This is a genomic window from Burkholderia stagnalis (assembly GCF_902830275.1).
GTDB lineage: Bacteria > Pseudomonadota > Gammaproteobacteria > Burkholderiales > Burkholderiaceae > Burkholderia > Burkholderia stagnalis.
Map to the genome: position 1 here is coordinate 97,674 of NZ_CADESW010000007.1, position 20,083 is coordinate 117,756.

At 67.1% G+C, this 20,083-nt stretch carries 18 protein-coding genes; 14 read left to right on the top strand and 4 right to left on the bottom strand.

All coding sequences use genetic code 11. The features are described 5' to 3' along the window. Nucleotides 1-25 precede the first annotated feature (25 nt). Nucleotides 26-256, top strand: coding sequence for a DUF3717 domain-containing protein (locus tag HWY45_RS14755; protein WP_026045314.1), 231 nt, complete (start codon nucleotides 26-28; stop codon nucleotides 254-256). Between the two features lie 88 nt (nucleotides 257-344). Here the strand turns inward: HWY45_RS14755 and HWY45_RS14760 are convergent, their stop codons facing one another. Together HWY45_RS14760 and phhA are read right to left on the bottom strand one after the other, a co-directional pair. After that, on the bottom strand, nucleotides 345-722 hold the full coding sequence (locus HWY45_RS14760) for a 4a-hydroxytetrahydrobiopterin dehydratase (RefSeq protein ID WP_376697923.1): 378 nt from the start codon (nucleotides 720-722) through the stop codon (nucleotides 345-347). A gap of 20 nt (nucleotides 723-742) precedes the next feature. Continuing rightward, nucleotides 743-1,636, bottom strand: a complete 894-nt coding sequence (phhA, locus tag HWY45_RS14765; protein ID WP_059882333.1) for a phenylalanine 4-monooxygenase — start codon at nucleotides 1,634-1,636, stop codon at nucleotides 743-745. 138 nt (nucleotides 1,637-1,774) lie between these two features. On the opposite strand from phhA, the gene HWY45_RS14770 reads away from it, so the two are divergent. Next, nucleotides 1,775-2,260: an Lrp/AsnC family transcriptional regulator gene (locus tag HWY45_RS14770; RefSeq protein ID WP_017334767.1), complete on the top strand. Its 486-nt coding sequence runs from the start codon at nucleotides 1,775-1,777 to the stop codon at nucleotides 2,258-2,260. A 28-nt stretch (nucleotides 2,261-2,288) separates the two neighbouring features. Here HWY45_RS14770 and HWY45_RS14775 read toward each other — a convergent pair whose 3' ends face one another. Both HWY45_RS14775 and HWY45_RS14780 read right to left on the bottom strand, forming a co-directional pair. After that, nucleotides 2,289-2,822 carry a class IV adenylate cyclase gene (locus tag HWY45_RS14775; protein WP_059563832.1) on the bottom strand — a complete coding sequence of 178 codons (534 nt, stop codon included), beginning with the start codon at nucleotides 2,820-2,822 and terminating at the stop codon, nucleotides 2,289-2,291. 205 nt (nucleotides 2,823-3,027) lie between these two features. Then, nucleotides 3,028-3,927: a LysR family transcriptional regulator gene (locus tag HWY45_RS14780; protein WP_059882331.1), complete on the bottom strand. Its 900-nt coding sequence runs from the start codon at nucleotides 3,925-3,927 to the stop codon at nucleotides 3,028-3,030. A 248-nt stretch (nucleotides 3,928-4,175) separates the two neighbouring features. Between HWY45_RS14780 and HWY45_RS14785 the strand changes: the two genes are divergently transcribed. The 12 genes from HWY45_RS14785 (at nucleotide 4,176) to rsmG (ending at nucleotide 20,040) form a co-directional block, all read left to right on the top strand. Next, nucleotides 4,176-5,861 carry a GMC family oxidoreductase gene (locus HWY45_RS14785; RefSeq protein ID WP_059882329.1) on the top strand — a complete coding sequence of 562 codons (1,686 nt, stop codon included), beginning with the start codon at nucleotides 4,176-4,178 and terminating at the stop codon, nucleotides 5,859-5,861. 479 nt (nucleotides 5,862-6,340) lie between these two features. Further along, a complete protein-coding gene (locus tag HWY45_RS14790; RefSeq protein ID WP_017334771.1) occupies nucleotides 6,341-7,120 on the top strand; it encodes an ABC transporter ATP-binding protein in 780 nt (259 codons plus the stop codon). Continuing rightward, entirely contained in the window at nucleotides 7,117-7,872 is a 756-nt protein-coding gene (locus HWY45_RS14795; RefSeq protein ID WP_059563836.1) for an ABC transporter ATP-binding protein, read from the top strand. The genes HWY45_RS14790 and HWY45_RS14795 overlap by 4 nt, the downstream gene beginning before the upstream one ends. A 61-nt stretch (nucleotides 7,873-7,933) precedes the next feature. Then, the gene (locus HWY45_RS14800; protein WP_059882327.1) at nucleotides 7,934-9,133 is read left to right on the top strand and encodes an ABC transporter substrate-binding protein; all 1,200 of its coding nucleotides are present in this window, start codon (nucleotides 7,934-7,936) and stop codon (nucleotides 9,131-9,133) included. 142 nt (nucleotides 9,134-9,275) lie between these two features. Continuing rightward, nucleotides 9,276-10,160: a branched-chain amino acid ABC transporter permease gene (locus HWY45_RS14805; protein WP_059563838.1), complete on the top strand. Its 885-nt coding sequence runs from the start codon at nucleotides 9,276-9,278 to the stop codon at nucleotides 10,158-10,160. Beyond that, nucleotides 10,160-11,134, top strand: a complete 975-nt coding sequence (locus HWY45_RS14810; RefSeq protein WP_059564010.1) for a branched-chain amino acid ABC transporter permease — start codon at nucleotides 10,160-10,162, stop codon at nucleotides 11,132-11,134. Before HWY45_RS14805 ends, HWY45_RS14810 begins: the two co-directional genes overlap by 1 nt. A 958-nt stretch (nucleotides 11,135-12,092) precedes the next feature. Further along, nucleotides 12,093-13,250, top strand: coding sequence for an ABC transporter substrate-binding protein (locus tag HWY45_RS14815; RefSeq protein ID WP_059563839.1), 1,158 nt, complete (start codon nucleotides 12,093-12,095; stop codon nucleotides 13,248-13,250). Nucleotides 13,251-13,401: 151 nt separating this feature from the next. Next, a complete protein-coding gene (locus HWY45_RS14820; protein WP_059882322.1) occupies nucleotides 13,402-14,457 on the top strand; it encodes a branched-chain amino acid ABC transporter permease in 1,056 nt (351 codons plus the stop codon). A gap of 4 nt (nucleotides 14,458-14,461) precedes the next feature. Continuing rightward, the gene (locus HWY45_RS14825) at nucleotides 14,462-16,246 is read left to right on the top strand and encodes a branched-chain amino acid ABC transporter ATP-binding protein/permease (protein ID WP_059882320.1); all 1,785 of its coding nucleotides are present in this window, start codon (nucleotides 14,462-14,464) and stop codon (nucleotides 16,244-16,246) included. Continuing rightward, nucleotides 16,246-17,001, top strand: a complete 756-nt coding sequence (locus tag HWY45_RS14830; protein WP_059882408.1) for an ABC transporter ATP-binding protein — start codon at nucleotides 16,246-16,248, stop codon at nucleotides 16,999-17,001. Before HWY45_RS14825 ends, HWY45_RS14830 begins: the two co-directional genes overlap by 1 nt. Before the next feature lie 385 nt (nucleotides 17,002-17,386). Beyond that, nucleotides 17,387-19,357 (top strand): tRNA uridine-5-carboxymethylaminomethyl(34) synthesis enzyme MnmG, encoded by a 1,971-nt coding sequence (mnmG, locus tag HWY45_RS14835; RefSeq protein ID WP_059882318.1) that lies wholly within the window; start codon nucleotides 17,387-17,389, stop codon nucleotides 19,355-19,357. Continuing rightward, on the top strand, nucleotides 19,354-20,040 hold the full coding sequence (gene rsmG / locus HWY45_RS14840; RefSeq protein WP_059810934.1) for a 16S rRNA (guanine(527)-N(7))-methyltransferase RsmG: 687 nt from the start codon (nucleotides 19,354-19,356) through the stop codon (nucleotides 20,038-20,040). Before mnmG ends, rsmG begins: the two co-directional genes overlap by 4 nt. The last annotated feature ends 43 nt before the right edge of the window (nucleotides 20,041-20,083 follow it).

The window sequence follows — 20,083 nt, forward strand, 5'->3', positions numbered from 1 at the left end:
CAGCGAACGAATCAATCCAACAACCATGTCCGATATTTCGATCCACGACCTTGAAGCCGCGATCAATTTCTGGCGCGCCCGCTCGCCGTCGAGCGGCGACGAACTCAAACTCTGCGAAGAGGCTAGCGCGCTCTCCAAGCCGTATGCGCTGCTGATTGTACAGCGGCAAAGCACCGTGCAACTGGAAGGTTTGGACCCCAAGGCACGGAAAGCGTACGACACTTACGTGCGCCTTAAGGAAGGCTTGGAAAGCTGAAGGCTTTCGCAGATTCCATCGTAGAAAACGTTCAGCGAAATGAAAAGTTGACGCGCCGCGCGCCGAAATGCGCGCGGCGGGGGAATCGTCAGGCAGCGGGTTTCGCGTGCGCGCCGGCCTGGTCGATGAAGTGGGCCAGCGCGATGTCGCGTTCGGTCAGGCCGTTCGCGTCATGGGTCGACAGCGTGACGTCGACGCGGTTGTACACGTTGAACCATTCGGGATGGTGGTCCATTTCCTGCGCCTTGATCGCGACGCGCGTCATGAAGCCGAACGCCTCGTTGAAATCGGCGAAGCGCAGGCTGCGCTGGATCGCGTCGCGGCCCGGCACGGCCGTCCAGTGCGGCAGGCGCTCGAGTTGGGTCTTGCGTTCTTCTGATGTGAGTTTGTGGATCATCGTGCACCTCGTTCGGAAACGGCGGGCCGCGCGCGACCTGCGTCGCCCGGCAGCGCCGCCGGCACCGATCATTCTTCCATAGTTGTGTGTCAGGTGCGCGCGCGATCGGGCCGGCCCTCACCGGCGCCGCGATGCAGCACGCGATCGGTGTCGAGCACGGCGTCGGCCGGATGCTCGGGCAGCCCGGCGAGCCGGTCGGCGAGCGCACGCGCGTCGACGTGCGCGAGCGCGAACAGTTGCGCGAAATCGTCGATCACGAAGTAGGTCTGCTGGAACGTGTCGATCCGGTATTGCGTGCGCATCACGCGCTCGAGATCGAAGCCGAGCCGGTTCGGCACCGCGCTCTCGAGGCTGTACAGGCTCTCGCCCTTGCTCGACACGATCCCCGCGCCGTAGATCGACAGGCCGCCGGCGGCGCGCGGGTCGCGGATCAGCCCGAACTCGACCGTGTACCAGTAGAGGCGGGCGAGCCGCGCGAGCGCGTCCGCGTCGTCCGCCACCGCGAGCGCGACGCGGCCGTACGCCTGCATGTAGTCGGCGAACACCGGGTCGATCAACAGCGGCACGTGGCCGAACAGGTCGTGGAAACAGTCCGGTTCCTGCAGGTAGTCGAGCTGGTCGGGGCGGCGCATCCACCAGGTGACCGGAAAGCGCCGGTTCGCCAGGTGCTCGAAGAACACGCGGTCGGGCACGAGCCCCGGCACCGCGACGATCTCCCAGCCGGTGGCCGGCTTCAGCTGGCGGTTGACGTCGGCGAACGACGGCACGCGGTCGGCGGGCAGGTCGATCTTCGCGAGGCCGGCGACGAACGCGTCGCATGCGCGCCCCTGCAACAGCGCGCACTGGCGCGCATAGAGCTGCTTCCACACCGCGTGGTCGACCCGGCCGTAGCGTTCGAGCGGCTGGTCGATGGTGAAATCGGCGCGGGTTTCGAGGCCCGCATCGAACTGCTCCTGCAGTTTCGCGGTGGCGACGGTGGACATGTTCAGCTCTGCACGTTGCGGTTGGAATGCATGCAAGTGTAGAGCGGCATACGCGCGGGATGGGCGCAAAGTTGGCGCTGATTTCGGTGTTGATGCGATAATCGCGCATCAAATCACGAAATCACGCGGAGAATCCCCATGTTGGAACTCGATCACTTCGATCTGGCGCTGCTGGACGTGCTGCAGCGCTTCGGGCGGGCGACGCATCAGCAGCTCGGCGAGGAGGTGCCGCTGTCGCCGTCGCAGATCGGCCGGCGCCTGCAGCGGCTCGAGGCCGCGGGCGTGATTGAAGGCTACCGGGTGATGCTGCGGCCCGAGAAGCTCGGGCTCGGCGTGACCGCGTTCACGAGCCTGAAGCTCAAGCACCACGGCGATTCGATCATCGAGCAGTTCCAGCAGCAGATCGACGTGCTGCCGGAGGTGCTCGAATGCCATGCGGTGGTCGGCGATGCGGACTACCTGCTGCGGATCGTCGCGCCCGACCTGAACGCGCTGTCGCAGTTCGTGATGAAGAAGCTGATGCGGGTGCCGGGCGTCGACAGCGTGCGCTCGAACATCGTGCTGACGACCTTCAAGCGCAACGGGCCGCTGCCGCTCGCGCACCTGGAGCCGGGCACGGCGTGAACATCAGCGCCGGCTCGCGCCGGCGGGCTCAGGCGGCCGTTTCCGGCGCGTCGGCGTTCAGCAGGTCGACGTAGGCAACCGCGACGAGGTCGTCGTGCGATACGCCGAGCTTCGCGAACACGTCGTGCGCCTCGGCTTCGCCGCCCGCTTCGTCGTCGTCCGGCGCGAGCACGACTTCGAGCTCGATGAAATCGCCGAGGCCGTCGACGCGGTCCAGGTGAATGCGCGTGCGGCCCGCCAGGTACACGTGCCGCTCCTTCGTGACGATGCCGCGCGTCGTCAGCGCGGTTGCGAGCAGCGCGTGCATCGCATCGGGGTTCGTCACCGGGCTGCGCGTGTAGTACGACGCCTTCGGGCCGTCGCGGTCGTCACGCTGGTAGAAGATCAGTTCGGCCGGCGTGCCGTCCTCGAAGCGGCGCAGCTTCAGCCGGCCGCGCGGCACGTCGTAGAAGAAATCCTGCTGGCGATAGAACAGCGGCGCTTCGGCCGCGAGCGATGCCGCGCGTTCGCGCAGCTGGTCGAAATCGCGGGCGCGGGCTTTGATCTCGATATTGCGGGCCATGCGGATCTCCTTCGATCGGTGAGGGTCTGGGAAGCGCAAACGCACAATCTAGCAAAAAGCGCGCGACGGCGGCGTGACGCGGATCGTCGCGGGATCATTGGCGGCGCTCATGGCCGGTAAGGTGAGCTGCCGCAGGTTCGGCATCTCACCGCATCCGCGCGCGGGCAGCGGTGGATAACGCGCGCGGCATGGCCGAGGCCCGCGCTCATTCCGCCCACTGCGCATCGATCAGCCGCAGCGCCGCCGCGATCGCCGGCTCGTCGCGCCGCGCGGCAAGCGTGACGAAGGTCAGCGCGGTCGGCACCGTCACGCGCTCGACGATCGTCAGCGCATGCGCGTGCGCTTCGGCCAGCGCCGTCGCGTCGCGTGCGAGCGTCAACCCGATGCCCGATTTGACCAGGTCCAGCATCGACTGCTCCTGGTCGACCTCGGCGACCTTCGCCGGCTGCGCGCCGGCTTCGCCGAAGCGGCGCGACAGCAGCCGGTGATGCGCGGACTGCGGCGGCGTCCAGATCCACGGCAGCGCGGCGAGCGCGCGCCAGTCCTGCGCGCGCTGCACGCGCTCCTTCCAGCCGGCCGGCGCGAGCACGCGGTACTGGAAATGCGTGAGCGTGACGGTGTGGAACAGCGCACCGTCGCGCGGATCGTCGTCGTCGGGCCGGCCGATGTAGTAGCCGACATCGAGCGCCTGCGCGCGCACCTGGTCGAGCACCCAGCCCGACATGCCGTGCCGCAGCGCGGTCTCGATCTGAGGATGGGTTTCGACCAGCGTGCGCAGGAAGCCGCCCAGGCGCAGGAATTGCGGGTCGAGGATCGTGCCGATCCGAAGCCGGCCGCGCACTTCGTGGCGCAGCGCGGCGGCCGCGCGCTGCACGTCGGCGGCCGCCGCGAGCGCGCGCTCCGCGTGCGGCAGCAGCGCCTGGCCGTCGCGCGTGAGCGCGAGCCCGCGCGACGTGCGCGTGAACAGCACGACGCCGAGCGCCGCCTGCAGGTGCTTGATCTGCAGGCTGACGGCCGGCTGCGTCAGGTGCAGCTGCTCGGCGGCGCGCGTCAGGTTGCCTTCGCGGGCGACGGTCGCGAAGGCGCGGAGCAGGGTGAGGTCCATCGTCGTGTTCGGTCCTGATATAAGCGCGGCTTATGACGCAATTGAGCATAACTCATTGGATCGGCGGCCGGCGGCGGGAGTACGCTTGTCCGGCCGCTTCGTCCGACGGATCCCGCCGGGGCCGGGCAGGCGGCATGGGCGACGCGCACCAGGGCGCGCGGCGATGCAGGCGCGGCCCGGCGCACTATGCTGGAACAAGGCCGCGGCGCATTGCGCCACGCGGCGCAAGACATACGAGGGGACACGCCGTGACGACTGAACGGACGCTCGAGGGCGAATTCGATTACGTGATCGTCGGCGCGGGCACCGCGGGCTGCGTGCTCGCGAACCGCCTGACCGAAGACCCGGAAATCAGCGTGCTGCTGCTCGAGGCGGGCGGCAAGGACGACTATCACTGGATCCATATCCCGGTCGGTTATCTGTACTGCATCGGCAACCCGCGCACCGACTGGCTCTACAAGACGCAGCCGGAAGCGGGCCTGAACGGGCGCGCGCTCGCGTATCCGCGCGGCCGCGTGCTCGGCGGCTGCTCGTCGATCAACGGGATGATCTACATGCGCGGCCAGCGCGAGGATTACGACGGCTGGGCGCGCGAGACGGGCGACGCCGGCTGGTCGTGGGACAGCGTGCTGCCGATCTTCAAGCGCAGCGAGGATCACCATGCGGGCGCGAGCGACGCGCACGGCGCGGGCGGCGGCTGGCGCGTCGAGAAGCAGCGGCTGCGCTGGGAGATTCTCGAATCGTTCGCGCAGGCCGCGCAGCAGACGGGCATCCCGGCGACCGACGATTTCAACCGCGGCGACAACACCGGCGTCGGCTATTTCGAGGTGAACCAGAAGCGCGGCGTGCGCTGGAACGCGTCGAAGGCGTTCCTGCGCCCCGCGATGTCGCGGCCGAACCTGACCGTGATCACCGGCGCGCAGGCGCAGCGCGTGACTTTCGACGGGCGGCGCGCGACCGGCGTCGAATATCGCGGCGGCGGCGCGGAATTCGTCGCGCGCGCGCGTGCCGAGGTGCTGCTGACCTCGGGCGCCGTCAATTCGCCGCAACTGCTGGAGCTGTCCGGCATCGGCGACGGCCGGCGGCTGCAGGCGCTCGGCATCGACGTCGTGCAGGATCTGCGCGGCGTCGGCGAAAACCTGCAGGATCACCTGCAGCTGCGGATGGCGTTCCGCGTCGAAGGCGTGCGCACGCTCAACACGCTCGCCGCGCACTGGTGGGGCAAGCTGATGATCGGCGCCGAATATGCGCTGCTGCAGCGCGGGCCGATGTCGATGGCGCCGTCGCAGCTCGGCGCGTTCGCGAAATCCGATCCGGGCGACCCGGCGCTCACGCGCCCCGATCTCGAATACCACGTGCAGCCGCTGTCGCTCGAACGCTTCGGCGAGCCGCTGCACGGCTTCAATGCGTTTACCGCATCGGTCTGCCATCTGCGGCCGACCTCGCGCGGCAGCGTCCACGTCGCGAGCGCCGATCCGGGCGCGGCGCCGGCGATCGCGCCGAACTACCTGTCGACCGACTACGACCGCCGGGTCGCCGCGCGTGCGCTGCGGCTCACGCGCCGGATCGCGTCCGCGCAGGCGCTCGCGCGATACCGCCCCGAGGAAATCCTGCCGGGCGCGCGTTACCAGACCGAAGCGGAACTGATCGAGGCGGCCGGCGCGGTCGGCACGACGATCTTCCATCCGGTCGGCACCTGCCGGATGGGCCGCGCGGACGACGACGGCGCGGTGGTCGACAGCCGGCTGCGGGTGCGCGGCATCGCGGGGCTGCGGGTGGTCGACGCGTCGGTGATGCCGACCATCACGTCCGGCAACACCAATTCGCCGACGCTGATGATCGCGGAGCGCGCGAGCGACATGATCCGCGCGGACCGGCGTGCGGCGCGCGACGCCGCGCAGGTGCGCACCGATGCGGTGGTGCCTGCCGCATGACGGCCGCGTCAGCGTGGCGACAGGCGGGCGCCAGCTCATTCGCGATGCATATCAAGTCCGCGCCCGCCGATTATTCCGGTTTAAAAAATATTCGGCGCCGTGCAGGGTGTAATGGCGCGCCGGATTCTTGTTGCGTAATCGTGCGCAAATCGAATGCGAATATGGCCGGATACGCGGCGCACGTTGGCATGCGGCCGCGTACGCATGCATGACGCAATCGGCATGCCTGCCGAAAAAAACATGCGTAAAACGCGGTTTCGATCCGTTCGATATGGCGGCCAGCCCTATAAGTGCAAATCCCGATGATTGCACTGCACCAACGGGGCGACAATGTCCCGCAGTGTGAAGACGCGTCGGCGCGGGAGACCACCCTCGAGGCGCGACACCGAGCTCGGGGGCAGCCACTCATCCGCTGACATGTTCGCGGCCGCATGCGCGACGCTTCCCGGTGCTTCGGCCGATTTCGTACGGAAGGGAACATGATTCTCGGCGACACGATTCTCGAAACACGCGGGCTGACGAAGGAATTCAAGGGCTTCACCGCCGTGAACGGCGTGAACCTGCGCGTGCGCCGCGGCTCGATCCACGCATTGATCGGACCGAACGGCGCGGGCAAGACGACTTGCTTCAACCTCCTGACGAAGTTCCTGACGCCGACGGCCGGCCAGATCGTCTTCAACGGCATCGACATCACCGACGAGCGGCCCGCGCAGGTGGCGCGGCGCGGCATCATCCGTTCGTTCCAGATCTCCGCGGTGTTCCCGCACCTGAGCGCGTTGCAGAACGTGCGCATCGGCCTGCAGCGCGCGCTCGGCACCGAATTCCATTTCTGGCGCAGCGAGCGCACGCTGAAGACGCTCGACGATCGCGCGATGGACCTGCTCACGCAGGTCGGCCTGACCGACTTCGCGCACGTGCCGACCGTCGAGCTCGCGTATGGCCGCAAGCGCGCGCTCGAGATCGCGACGACGCTCGCGATGGAGCCCGAGCTGATGCTGCTCGACGAGCCCACGCAGGGGATGGGCCACGAGGACGTCGATCGCGTGACCGCGCTGATCAAGAAGGTCGCGGCCGGCCGCACGATCCTGATGGTCGAGCACAACATGAACGTGATCGCCGGCATCTCCGACACGATCACCGTCCTGCAGCGCGGCGAGGTGCTCGCCGAAGGCTCGTATGCGGAGGTATCGAAGAACCCGCTCGTCGTCGAGGCGTACATGGGCAGTGCGGACGCGGCGCTCGCGGGGGCGCACGCATGAAGCGCAGCGAACGGGAGGAACGCGAATTGAGCGGCGTCGAAAACGGTACGCCTGCGCTGGACATCTCGGGCCTCGAGGCCTGGTACGGGGAATCGCACATCCTGCACGGCGTCGACCTGACCGTGCAGCGCGGCGAGGTCGTGACGCTGCTCGGCCGCAACGGCGCCGGCCGCACGACGACGCTGCGCGCGATCATGGGCATGACCGGCCGCCGCAGCGGCTCGATCAAGGTCGCGGGCAACGAGACGATCGGCCTCGCGACGCACCGCATCGCGCATTTCGGCGTCGGCTATTGCCCGGAGGAGCGCGGCATCTTCTCGAGCCTGTCGTGCGAGGAGAACCTGATGCTGCCGCCGATGATCGGGCCGCGCGATCACGCGATGTCGCTCGACGACATCTACGCGATGTTCCCGAACCTCGCATCGCGCCGGCAGAGCCAGGGCACGCGGCTGTCGGGCGGCGAGCAGCAGATGCTCGCGGTCGCGCGGATCCTGCGCACCGGCGCGAACCTGCTGCTGCTCGACGAGATTTCCGAGGGCCTCGCGCCCGTGATCGTGCAGACCCTCGCGAAGATGATCGTCGCGCTGAAGTCGCGCGGCTACACGATCGTGATGGTCGAACAGAACTTCCGCTTCGCCGCGCCGCTGGCCGACCGCTTCTACGTGATGGAGCATGGCCGGATCGTCGAGCACTTCGGCGCGGCCGAACTGGAAAGCAAGATGCCGGTCCTGCACGACCTGCTCGGCGTGTGACGCCGCTCCCGAGCCGCTAGCCGTGGGCGGCCATCGAATAACCACAACGCAGGAGACGTCAATGAAAATGAAGACCCTCGCACACGCCTGTCTCGCGCTCGCGGGCGCCGCGTTCGCAGCCGGCGCCGCGCAGGCCGCGGATACCGTGAAGATCGGTTTCGTCACCGACATGTCGGGGCTTTACGCGGACATCGACGGCCAGGGCGGCCTCGAGGCCATCCGCATGGCGGTGGCGGACTTCGGCGGCAAGGTGCTCGGCAAGCCGATCGAGGTGGTGTACGCGGATCACCAGAACAAGGCGGACATCGCGGCGTCGAAGGCGCGCGAGTGGATGGATCGCGGCGGGCTCGACCTGCTCGTCGGCGGCACGAACTCGGGGACGGCGCTGGCGATGAACCAGGTCGCGGCGGAGAAGAAGAAGGTCTACATCAACATCGGGGCGGGCGCCGACACGCTCACCAACGAGCAGTGCACGCCGTACACGGTGCACTACGCGTACGACACGATGGCGCTCGCGAAGGGCACCGGCTCGGCGGTGGTGAAGCAGGGCGGCAAGTCGTGGTTCTTCCTGACCGCCGACTACGCGTTCGGCAAGGCGCTCGAGAAGAACACGTCGGACGTCGTGAAGGCGCACGGCGGGCAGGTGCTCGGCTACGTGCGGCATCCGCTGTCCGCGTCGGATTTCTCGTCGTTCCTGCTGCAGGCGCAGGCGTCGAAGGCGCAGATCCTCGGCCTCGCGAACGCGGGCGGCGACACGATCAACGCGATCAAGGCGTCGAAGGAATTCGGCATCACGAAGACGATGAAGCTCGCCGCGCTGCTGATGTTCATCAACGACGTGCACAGCCTCGGCCTCGAGACGACGCAGGGCCTCGTGCTGACCGACAGCTGGTACTGGAACCGCGATCCGGTGTCGCGCCAGTGGGCGCAGCGCTACTTCGGCAAGATGAAGAAGATGCCGTCGAGCCTGCAGGCGGCCGACTATTCGTCGGTGACGACCTACCTGAAGGCGGTGCAGGCGGCCGGCACCACCGATTCCGACAAGGTGATGGCCGAGCTGAAGAAGGCGAAGATCAACGACTTCTACGCGAAGGGCTACATCCGCGCGGACGGCAGCATGATCCACGACATGTATCTGATGGAGGTGAAGAAGCCGGCCGAATCGAAGGAGCCGTGGGACTACTACAAGGTGCTCGCGACGATTCCGGGCGAACAGGCGTTCACGACCAAGCAGGAAACGCGCTGCGCGATGTGGAAGTAAGCGCGATGCGGCGGCGCGCGCGGATGCGCGCCGCAGCGGCGGATGGGGCAGGGCGGCGGCAGCGCGCCCGGCGCTGCGCCGCATGCGTGCGCATCGCATGGTGGTTGTGCACGCAACGAACCTCACTCTGACGGCAGATGCGATGGAAATATTCGGCATTCCGTTGCCGGCGATGCTGAGCCAGCTGTTGCTCGGCCTCGTCAACGGCTCGTTCTACGCGATCCTGAGCCTCGGGCTCGCGGTGATATTCGGGCTGCTCAACGTGATCAACTTCGCGCACGGCGCGCTGTTCATGCTGGGCGCGATGCTCGCATGGATGGGGCTGTCGTATTTCGGGCTGCCTTACTGGGCGATGCTCGTGCTCGCGCCGGTGCTCGTCGGCGCGTTCGGCATCGCGATCGAGCGCTCGATGCTGCGCTGGCTGTACAAGCTCGACCACCTGTACGGGCTGCTGCTGACGTTCGGCCTGACGCTCGTCGTCGAGGGCGTGTTCCGCTCGATCTACGGCGCGTCCGGCCAGCCGTACGACGTGCCGTCGCAGCTCGCGGGCGCGACCAATCTCGGCTTCATGTTCCTGCCGAACTACCGTGCGTGGGTCGTGGTCGCATCGCTCGCGGTGTGCCTCGCGACCTGGTTCGTGATCGAGAAGACGCGCCTGGGCGCGTACCTGCGCGCGGGCACCGAGAACCCGAAGCTCGTCGAGGCGTTCGGCGTGAACGTGCCGATGATGATCACGCTCACCTACGGCTTCGGCGTGGCGCTCGCCGCGTTCGCGGGCGTGCTGGCGGCGCCGGTGATCCAGGTGTCGCCGCTGATGGGCCAGCCGATGATCATCACCGTGTTCGCGGTGGTCGTGATCGGCGGGATGGGCTCGATCCTCGGCTCGATCCTCACCGGCCTGATGCTCGGCGTGATCGAGGGCTTCACGCGGGTGTTCTATCCGGAGGCGTCGGCGACGGTCGTGTTCGTGATCATGGCGATCGTGCTGCTGATCCGCCCGGCGGGCCTCTTCGGCAAGGAAAAATGATGCAGAGAAAAGTGCTTTATGGCGTGCTGCTCGCCGCACTGCTCGTCGCACCGTTCATCGGCGCGTATCCGGTGTTCGTGATGAAGGTGCTGGCGTTCGCGCTGTTCGCCGCCGCGTTCAACCTGCTGATCGGCTACACGGGGCTGCTGTCGTTCGGCCATGCGATGTTCCTCGCGACCGCCGGCTACCTGACCGGCTACGCGCTGCAGACGCTCGGCGCGACGCCCGAGCTCGGCGTGCTGCTGGGCACCGCCGTGGCGACGCTGCTCGGGCTCGTCGTCGGCCTGTTCGCGATCCGCCGGCAGGGCATCTACTTCGCGATGATCACGCTCGCGTTCGCGCAGATGGTCTACTTCATCTACCTGCAGGCGCCGTTCACGCACGGCGAGGACGGCCTGCAGGGCGTGCCGCGCGGCCGGCTGTTCGGCGTGCTCGACCTGTCGTCGGACCTGACGCTCTACTACGTCGTGCTCGCGGTGATCGTCGCCGCCTGCGCGTTCATCGTGCGGATCGTCCATTCGCCGTTCGGCCAGGTGCTGGTCGCGATCAAGGAGAACGAAGCGCGCGCGATTTCGCTCGGCTACGACACCGATCGCTTCAAGCTGCTCGCGTTCGTGCTGTCGGCCGGGCTCGCGGGCCTGGCCGGCTCGCTGAAGGTGCTCGTGCTCGGCTTCGAGACGCTCAGCGATGCCTACTGGACGATGTCGGGCCTCGTCGTGCTGATGACGCTGGTCGGCGGGATGGGCACGCTGTTCGGCCCGCTGCTGGGCGCGGCGCTGATCGTCGCGCTGGAGGACAGGCTCGGCGACATCGGCGAATGGCTCGCGTCGCTGACCGGCGTCGGCTGGTTCCGCTCGCTCGGCGAGTCCGCGACGATCGTGACCGGGCTGATCTTCATCGCATGCGTGCTCGCGTTCCGGCGGGGGATCGTCGGCGAAATGATCGCGCGATACAAGCCGCTGAAGGCGTCGTGACACGTTGATGCGAAGCACCATCGGGCACCGGTTCCGGCCCGCGTGCGCACCGCCTCGGGCCCGCGCCGCACGGCAAATTGGTGCCCCATTTTCGTGCGGCGATGCACCATAGGGGTAAATGCTAAGTTGCCGCAGTATGAAAGCTCCTTTAATCTTCGTCTCAGTTCTGATGCACCGCGAAACGAATTTTGCAGGTGGAGAACGAGGAGACAATCGAGGCACAAAGTGCCCGGACCCAAAGCGCTGTTGGACGGAATCCAACAGCGCTTTTTCATTTGTGCGCGCGTTTTTTGTGCCGCGCCTTCGTTCAGCGTTTTTGTGCCGGTTTCACGCCGATGGTGCATCGGCCAGCCGCACTCGCACCCGTCTCCATCTCTCCCGCAATACGATCGCGTCACGGCGCGAACCGCGCGCCTGCGTTCTTCGGGCTTACCCGGTTAGCGCGCGCAATAGGCGTCCGTTACACTCGCCTTTCACCGACCGATCGGTCGGGAATTCGGTCGGCAGTCCTCCTACAAGCAGAATGCAGAAGACGGAGTGCGGTTTGATGAGAAGCGCAGCGCGAAGGATCGGCGTGGAGAGGGCGGCAGGGGCCGCCGGGTCGTTGCCTTGCGCGCGGGCCTGCGCGGCCCGCCGGCGCGTTCCTGGGCGGCCGCCGAAGGCGCGTGCCGCCACTGCTGCCGAACCGGCGGATGCGCCGCGCGCATGAGCGCTCCGTGCCCCGTGGAACGCCTTTCCGATCGGGCGCGCTCCGCACCGTGCGCCGGCATGCATTCCGGCATCGATTTCAATCCCTTCATCCCGGCGACATGGCCGCCGCAGCGCGCATGCCGTGTACGTCGCGGGAAAACGAGCGTTGGCGCGGCCATGCGAGATAGTTAAATTATTAACTTGTTTGTTGAGGACGGGCGCCGCCCGAGCGGCCCGCGGATTTTTCGAGCAGCGTTTGGAGACACGCATGAAAAAGAATCGATGGATGGAAGCCGCGCTCGCCGCGGGCCTGGTGTGCGCGGCGGCGACGGCGTCGGCGCAGGTGAAGATCGGCGTGACGCTGTCGGCCACCGGGCCGGCCGCGTCGCTCGGCATTCCGGAAAAGAACACGATCGCGCTGCTGCCGAAGGAAATCGCGGGCAAGAGCGTGCAGTACATCGTGCTCGACGACGCGTCGGACACGAGCCGCGCGGTGCAGAACGTGCGCAAGCTGATCGACGAGGATCACGTCGACGCGATCATCGGTTCGTCGGTCACGCCGAATTCGCTCGCGATGCTCGACCCGGTATCGCAGGGCAAGACGCCGACGATCTCGCTCGCCGCGAGCGCGCAGATCATCGCGCCGATGGACGCGAAGCGCGCGTGGATGTTCAAGGTGCCGCAGAACGATCGCCTGATGGCCGACGCGATCGCCGGCTACATGGCGAAGCACGGCGTGAAGACGGTCGGCTTCATCGGCTTCGCCGATGCGTACGGCGACAGCTGGTACAACACGTTCAGTGCGGCGGCCGCCGCGAACGGCATCAAGGTGGTGTCGAACGAGCGCTTCAACCGCACCGACGCGTCGGTGATGGGGCAGGTGCTGAAGCTCGCGAGCGCGAACCCGGACGCGGTGCTGATCGGCGGCTCGGGCACGCCGGCGGCGCTGCCCGCGAAGACGCTGAAGGAGCGCGGCTACAAGGGCAAGGTGTACCAGACGCACGGCGTCGCGAACAACGACTTCCTGCGCGTGTGCGGCAAGGATTGCGAAGGCGAGATCCTGCCGGCGGGCCCCGTGCTCGTGACCGACCAGCTGCCCGATTCGAACCCCGTGAAGAAGCCGTCGCAGGCGTACCGGACGGCCTACGAGAAGGCGTACGGCGCCGGTTCGGTGTCGACGTTCGGCGGCCATGCGTGGGACGCCGGGCAACTGCTGCAGCGTGCGATTCCCGACGCGTTGAAGAAGGGCCAGCCGGGCACCGAGGCATTCCGCGATGCGCTGCGCACGGCGCTCGAGAACGTGAAGGACCTGCCGGTGTCGCACGGCGTGATCAACATGACGGCGGCCGATCACAACGGCTTCGATGCGCGCGCGCGCGTGATGGTGCAGATCGTCGACGGCAAGTGGAAGCTGCAGGCCGAGTGAGTTCCACGTGAAGGGCGGCGGTGCGCGCGGGGAAGGGTGCCGCGCGTGCCGTCGTCGCGCTTTTCCCGGACGGCGAGTCATTGATCCTGCGCGCGCCGCGCGACGGCCGGCGCTCGCCGTTTCCCCGCAGCATTCTCGACACACGAATCGTATGGATCTCTCTATTGCGGCGATCCTCGCGCAAGACGGCATCACGACCGGCGCCATCTATGCGTTGCTGTCGCTGGCGCTCGTGCTGGTGTTTTCCGTCACGCGCGTGATCTTCATTCCCCAGGGCGAGTTCGTCGCCTACGGTGCGCTGACGCTTGCCGCGTTGCAGGCGCAGAAATTCCCCGCCACCTGCTGGCTGCTGTTCGTGATGGGCATCGCGTGCTTCCTGCTCGAAGTCGGCGATCTGATCCGGCACCGCGAGCGGCGCCACGCGCTCGGCCGCACGCTGACGACGCTCGGCAGCCGCTACGTGCTGCTGCCGCTCGCGGTGTTCGCGGTGACGCGCAGCTTCGCCGCGCAGCCGCTGCCGATGCTCGCGCAGATTGCGCTGACGCTCGCGATCGTCGTGCCGATGGGGCCGTTCGTATACCGGCTCGCGTACCAGCCGATCGCCGAGGCGACCACGCTGCTGCTGCTGATCGTGTCGGTGGCCGTCCATTTCGCGATGGTGGGCCTCGGGCTCGTGATGTTCGGCGCGGAAGGCTCGCGCACCAATGCGTTCTCGGATGCGTCGCTGGCGCTCGGCAGCCTGACGGTCTCGCTGCAGAGCGTGCTGGTGGTCGTCACCGCGCTCGTGCTGATCGCCGCGCTCTACGTGTACTTCGGCCGCACGATCGCGGGCAAGGCGCTGCGCGCGACGTCGGTGAACCGGCTCGGCGCGCGGCTCGTCGGCATCGGCACGACGGAAGCGGGGCGTCTCGCGTTCACGCTCGCGGCGGGGCTCGGCGTGCTGTCGGGCATCCTGGTCGGCCCGCTGACCACGATCTACTACGACTCGGGCTTCCTGATCGGCCTGAAGGGCTTCGTCGGCGCGATCATCGGCGGGCTCGTCAGCTATCCGCTCGCGGCGGCCGGGTCGCTGCTGGTCGGCGTGCTCGAATCGTATTCGTCGTTCTGGGCGAGTGCATACAAGGAGGTGATCGTATTCACGATGATCATTCCGGTGCTGCTGTGGCGCAGCTTCGCGACGCCGCATGCGGAAGAGGACGAGGAGTGACGCGATGAAGACGATGGTGCGCAACAAGGCGTTCTGGCTGTTTCTCGTGGTGCTGTTTGCGCTGCCGGTGTTGCCCGGCGTGCTGCAGGTGCCCGAATACTGGATCACGCTGCTGAACTACATCGGCCTGTACGCGATCGTCGCGATCGGGCTCGTGCTGCTGACGGGCGTCGGCGGGATGACGAGCTTCGGGCAGGCGGCATTCGTCGGCGTGGGCGCGTATGCGACGGCCTACCTGACGACGCGCTACGGCGTGTCGCCGTGGCTCGCGCTGATCGTCGGCGTCGTGCTGACGGCGCTCGTCGCGCTCGTCCTCGGCGTGGTGACGATGCGGCTGTCGGGCCACTTCCTGCCGCTCGGCACGATCGCGTGGGGCCTCGCGCTGTTTTACCTGTTCGGCAACCTCGAGCTGCTCGGCAAGTACGACGGGATCAGCGGCATTCCGGCGCTGAGCCTGTTCGGCATCGCGCTCGACAGCGGCCGCAGCCTGTATTTCCTGATCTGGGCGGTGGTGCTGGCGGCGATCGTGTCCGTGCAGAACCTGCTGAACAGCCGGCCCGGCCGAGCGATCCGCGCACTGCGCGGCGGCGGCGTGATGGCCGAGGCGATGGGCGTGAACACCGCATGGATGCGCGTGGTGATCTTCGTCTATGCGGCGGTGCTCGCGGCGATTTCCGGCTTCCTGTACGCGCACCTGCAGCGTGCGGTGAACCCGACGCCGTTCGGCTTGAACCACGGGATCGAGTTCCTGTTCATGGCGGTGGTGGGCGGCGTCGCGCACGTGTGGGGCGCGGTGCTCGGCGCGGCGATCCTCACCGTGCTGCTGGATTACCTGCAGACGCTGCTGCCGAAGCTGCTCGGCTCGGAAGGCAACTTCGAGATCATCGTATTCGGCGTGCTGATGGTGCTGCTGCTGCAATACGCGCGGCAGGGCGTCTGGCCGTTCGTCGCCCGGCTGTTTCCACGTGGCCCGCGTGCGCATGCGCCGCGCCAGGCCGATCCTTTGCCGCAGCGCACCAGGCCCGCGACGGGCGAAGCGCTGCTCGTGGTCGACAACGCGCGCAAGCAGTTCGGCGGGCTGGTGGCCGTCAACGACGTCAGCTTCGAGGTCAAGGCAGGGCAGATCATCGGCCTGATCGGCCCGAACGGCGCCGGCAAGTCGACCACGTTCAACCTCGTGACGGGCGTGCTGCGGCCGACGCGCGGCGCGATCACGTTCCGCGGCGAGCGGATCGACGGCCTGACGTCGCGCGAGATCGTCCGGCGCGGTATCGGCCGCACGTTCCAGCATGTGAAGCTGCTGCCCGGCATGACGGTGCTCGAGAACGTCGCGCTCGGCGCGCATTTGCGCGGCACGACCGGTGTGTGGCGCAGCATCGCGCGGCTCAACGCGCACGAGGAGGCGCAGCTGCTGGCCGAAGCGGCGCGCCAGATCCGCCGCGTCGGCCTCGAAAGCCACATGTACGACGAAGCGGGCAGCCTCGCGCTCGGCCAGCAGCGGATCCTCGAGATTGCCCGCGCGCTGTGCTGCGACCCGACGCTGCTGCTGCTCGACGAGCCGGCCGCCGGCCTGCGCTACAAGGAAAAGCAGCAGCTCGCGGACCTGCTGCGGCGGCTGAAATCGGAAGGGATGAGTGTGCTGCTCGTCGAACACGACATGGATTTCGTGATGAATCTCACCGATCGGCTGGTGGTGATGGAGTTCGGCACGCGGATCGCGGAAGGGCTGCCGCAGGACGTGCAGCAGGATCCGGCGGTGCTCGAAGCGTACCTGGGCGGGGTGGAATGATGGTGGACACGACGATGCCGATTCTCGACGTGCATGGGCTGGCGGTGCGGTACGGCAAGGTGGAGGCGCTGCATGGCGCCGCGATCAAGGTCGGCGCCGGCCAGATCGTCAGCGTGATCGGGCCCAACGGCGCCGGCAAATCGACGCTGCTGAACGCGATCATGGGCGCGCTGCCGTCGACCGGGCATGCATCGGGCGCGGTCGTGTACCGCGGAACCGACGTCGGCGCGCTGCCGATCGAGCAGCGGGTCGCGCGCGGGATGTGCCTCGTGCCGGAAAAGCGCGAGCTGTTCGGCACGATGTCGGTGGAGGACAACCTCGTGCTCGGCGCGTATCGGCGCAAGCAGGCCGGCGAAGCGAACTTCCTCGATCAGCTCGACCACGTATTCGCGCTGTTTCCGCGGCTCAAGGAGCGGCGCAACCAGGCGGCCGGCACGCTGTCCGGCGGCGAACGGCAGATGCTGGCGGTGGGGCGCGCGCTGATGGGCAAGCCCGACCTGCTGATGCTGGACGAGCCGAGCCTCGGCCTGGCGCCGCTGATCGTGAAGGAGATTTTTCATATCATCAGCGCGCTGCGCGGCACGGGCGTCGCAACCCTGCTGATCGAGCAGAACGCGCGGGCGGCACTGCAGATATCCGACTACGGGTACGTGCTCGAGACAGGGGAGTTCGCGCTGGAAGGCCCGGCGGCCGAATTGGCGCAGAACCCGCAGGTGATCGAAACGTACCTCGGGTTGGCCAAGAAAACCGCCTGACGCGCAGGAGGCGGCGGAAATCGGACGGCGTGTTTCACGTGAAACACGCCGTTTTTGTTTGAGGTTGGACGTGAGGATGGTGAATGGTCGGGCGTGGATAAGTGCCGGATGATCAGTCGATCACGCTGTGAGGCGGAGAGGGCGGTTCACAGGCTGGCCGCTTCCCGAGCCTGCCGTCGCACAGTACCAACTGCGTTCCACGCGCCCGCAGATGCGCCACCGGCGCGGGTTTGGCCGCACAGCTTCGCCGATTGGCCAAAAAAAACCGGCGAAATGAACGGGCCCTACCATTCGGACGGCATTCGGGCGAAAAGCGAACCCGCTATAATTCGGCCCATACATTTCTCAGATAGGTTCGTGCGCTGTCCTGCGTACGGAATCCACCATGCTTTATCCCACAGAATTTGACGTGATCGTCGTTGGTGGCGGTCATGCCGGCACGGAAGCCGCGCTGGCGTCGGCCCGCATGGGCGTGAAGACGCTGCTGCTGACGCACAACATCGAAACCCTCGGGCAGATGAGCTGCAATCCGTCGATCGGCGGCATTGGCAAGGGCCACCTGGTCAAGGAAGTCGATGCATTGGGCGGCGTAATGGCTGCCGCGACGGATGAGAGCGGGATCCAGTTCCGGATCCTCAATTCGTCGAAGGGGCCGGCCGTGCGGGCGACGCGCGCACAGGCCGACCGTATCCTGTACAAGGCTGCGATCCGTCACCGCCTCGAGAATCAGCCCAATCTGTGGCTGTTCCAGCAGGCGGTCGACGACCTGATGGTGGAAGGGGATCGTGTGGTGGGCGCCGTGACGCAAATCGGCCTGCGTTTCCGCGCGCGCGCCGTGGTGCTGACCGCTGGAACCTTCCTCGACGGCAAGATCCACGTCGGCCTGAACAACTACACGGGCGGCCGGGCAGGCGATCCGGCGGCCGTGTCGCTGTCGGCGCGCCTGAAGGAGCTGAAGCTGCCGCAAGGGCGGCTGAAGACGGGTACGCCGCCGCGTATCGACGGCCGCTCGATCGACTTCTCGAAGCTTGACGAGCAGCCCGGCGATCTGGACCCGATTCCGGTGTTCTCGTTCCTGGGCCGCGCGGAGCAACATCCGCAGCAGATGCCGTGCTGGGTCACGCATACGAACGAGCGCACGCACGACATCATCCGCGGCGGCCTCGACCGCTCGCCGATGTACACCGGCGTGATCGAAGGCGTCGGTCCGCGTTACTGCCCGTCGATCGAGGACAAGATTCACCGTTTCGCGTCGAAGGAATCCCACCAGATCTTCCTCGAACCGGAAGGGCTGACGACCAACGAGTTCTACCCGAACGGGATTTCGACGAGTTTGCCGTTCGACGTACAGCTCGAGCTCGTGCATTCGATGCGCGGCCTCGAGCAGGCGCATATCCTGCGCCCCGGCTACGCGATCGAGTACGACTACTTCGACCCGCGCGCGCTGAAGGCGTCGCTGGAAACCAAGGCGATCAACGGCCTGTTCTTCGCGGGCCAGATCAACGGGACGACCGGCTATGAGGAAGCGGCGGCGCAGGGCCTGCTGGCCGGCGTCAATGCCGGCCTGTACGTGCAGGAGAAGGATGCGTGGTGCCCGCGTCGCGACCAGGCCTACCTGGGCGTGCTGGTCGACGATCTGGTGACGCGTGGCGTCGCCGAGCCGTACCGGATGTTCACGAGCCGGGCCGAATACCGGCTGAGCCTGCGTGAAGACAATGCGGACATGCGTCTGACCGAGATCGGCCGCGAGCTGGGGCTGGTCGACGACGTGCGCTGGGATGCGTTCTGCCGGAAGCGCGACGCTGTTTCACGTGAAACCGAGCGCCTGAAATCGACGTGGGTCACGCCGAAGACGCTGCCGCCCGAAGAAGCCACCGCGCTGCTGGGCAAGGCGATCGATCACGAATACAGCCTGGCCGAGCTGCTGCGCCGCCCGGGCGTCGCCTACGACGGTGTGTGCGGCCTGAAGGGCGGCGAGTGCGGCCCGGCGGAACCGTTGACCGACGATCCGGTGCTGCTCGCGCAGATCAAGGAGCAGGTCGAGATCGGCATCAAGTATCAGGGCTATATCGAGCGTCAGGCGAGCGAGATCGAGCGCAACGACGCGAACGAGAACACGCGTTTGCCGGATGGCATCGACTACCGTGAAGTGCGCGGCCTGTCGTTCGAAGTGAGCCAGAAGCTGAATCAGTTCCGGCCGGAAACGATCGGCCAGGCATCGCGGATCTCGGGCGTGACGCCGGCAGCGATCTCGCTGCTGATGGTGCACCTGAAGCGCCGCGGCCTCGGCCGTCGCAACGGTAACGCCGACGCGGCAATGGAGCAGGGGGACGGCACCGTCCCGACGCAACAATGACGGCGCGTCGCGCGCCGGCGGTTAATCGGGACGGCCTGGAGAAGATGCTCGTCGACGGCGCGAACGCACTCGGCGTCGCGCTGACGGATACCCAGCGGAACCAACTGCTCGACTATGTCGCGCTGCTCGCGAAGTGGAACGCGGTCTACAACCTGACCGCGATCCGCGACCCGCAGCAGATGCTGATCCAGCACATCCTTGATTCGCTATCGATCGTTCCCCATCTCGGTGACCGTGCATCCACGCGGGTGCTCGACGTCGGGTCGGGCGGCGGGTTGCCGGGCATCGTGCTCGCGATCGTGCGGCCGGACTGGCAGGTCACGCTGAACGACATCGTCCAGAAGAAGTCCGCATTCCAGACACAGACGCGTGCGGAGCTGAAGCTCGCGAACCTGTCGGTCGTGACCGGGCGCGTGGAAACGTTGCAGCCGGGCGTCGAGGTGCCGGAAAAATTCGACGTAATCGTGTCGCGCGCTTTCGCGGACCTCTCCGACTTCGTTAAACTTGCTCGACATCTCGTTGCGCCGGGCGGAGCGATCTGGGCAATGAAGGGCGTTCACCCGGGCGACGAGATTGCGCGGCTGCCGGACGGCAGCCACGTGAAGCAGACCATTCGGCTGGCGGTACCGATGCTGGATGCCGAACGGCATCTGATCGAAGTCGCTGTCGACGAAGCGATTTGACGGCGCGCGGTGCGGCGCGCCGATTGTTTGAAGGTACGAGGAA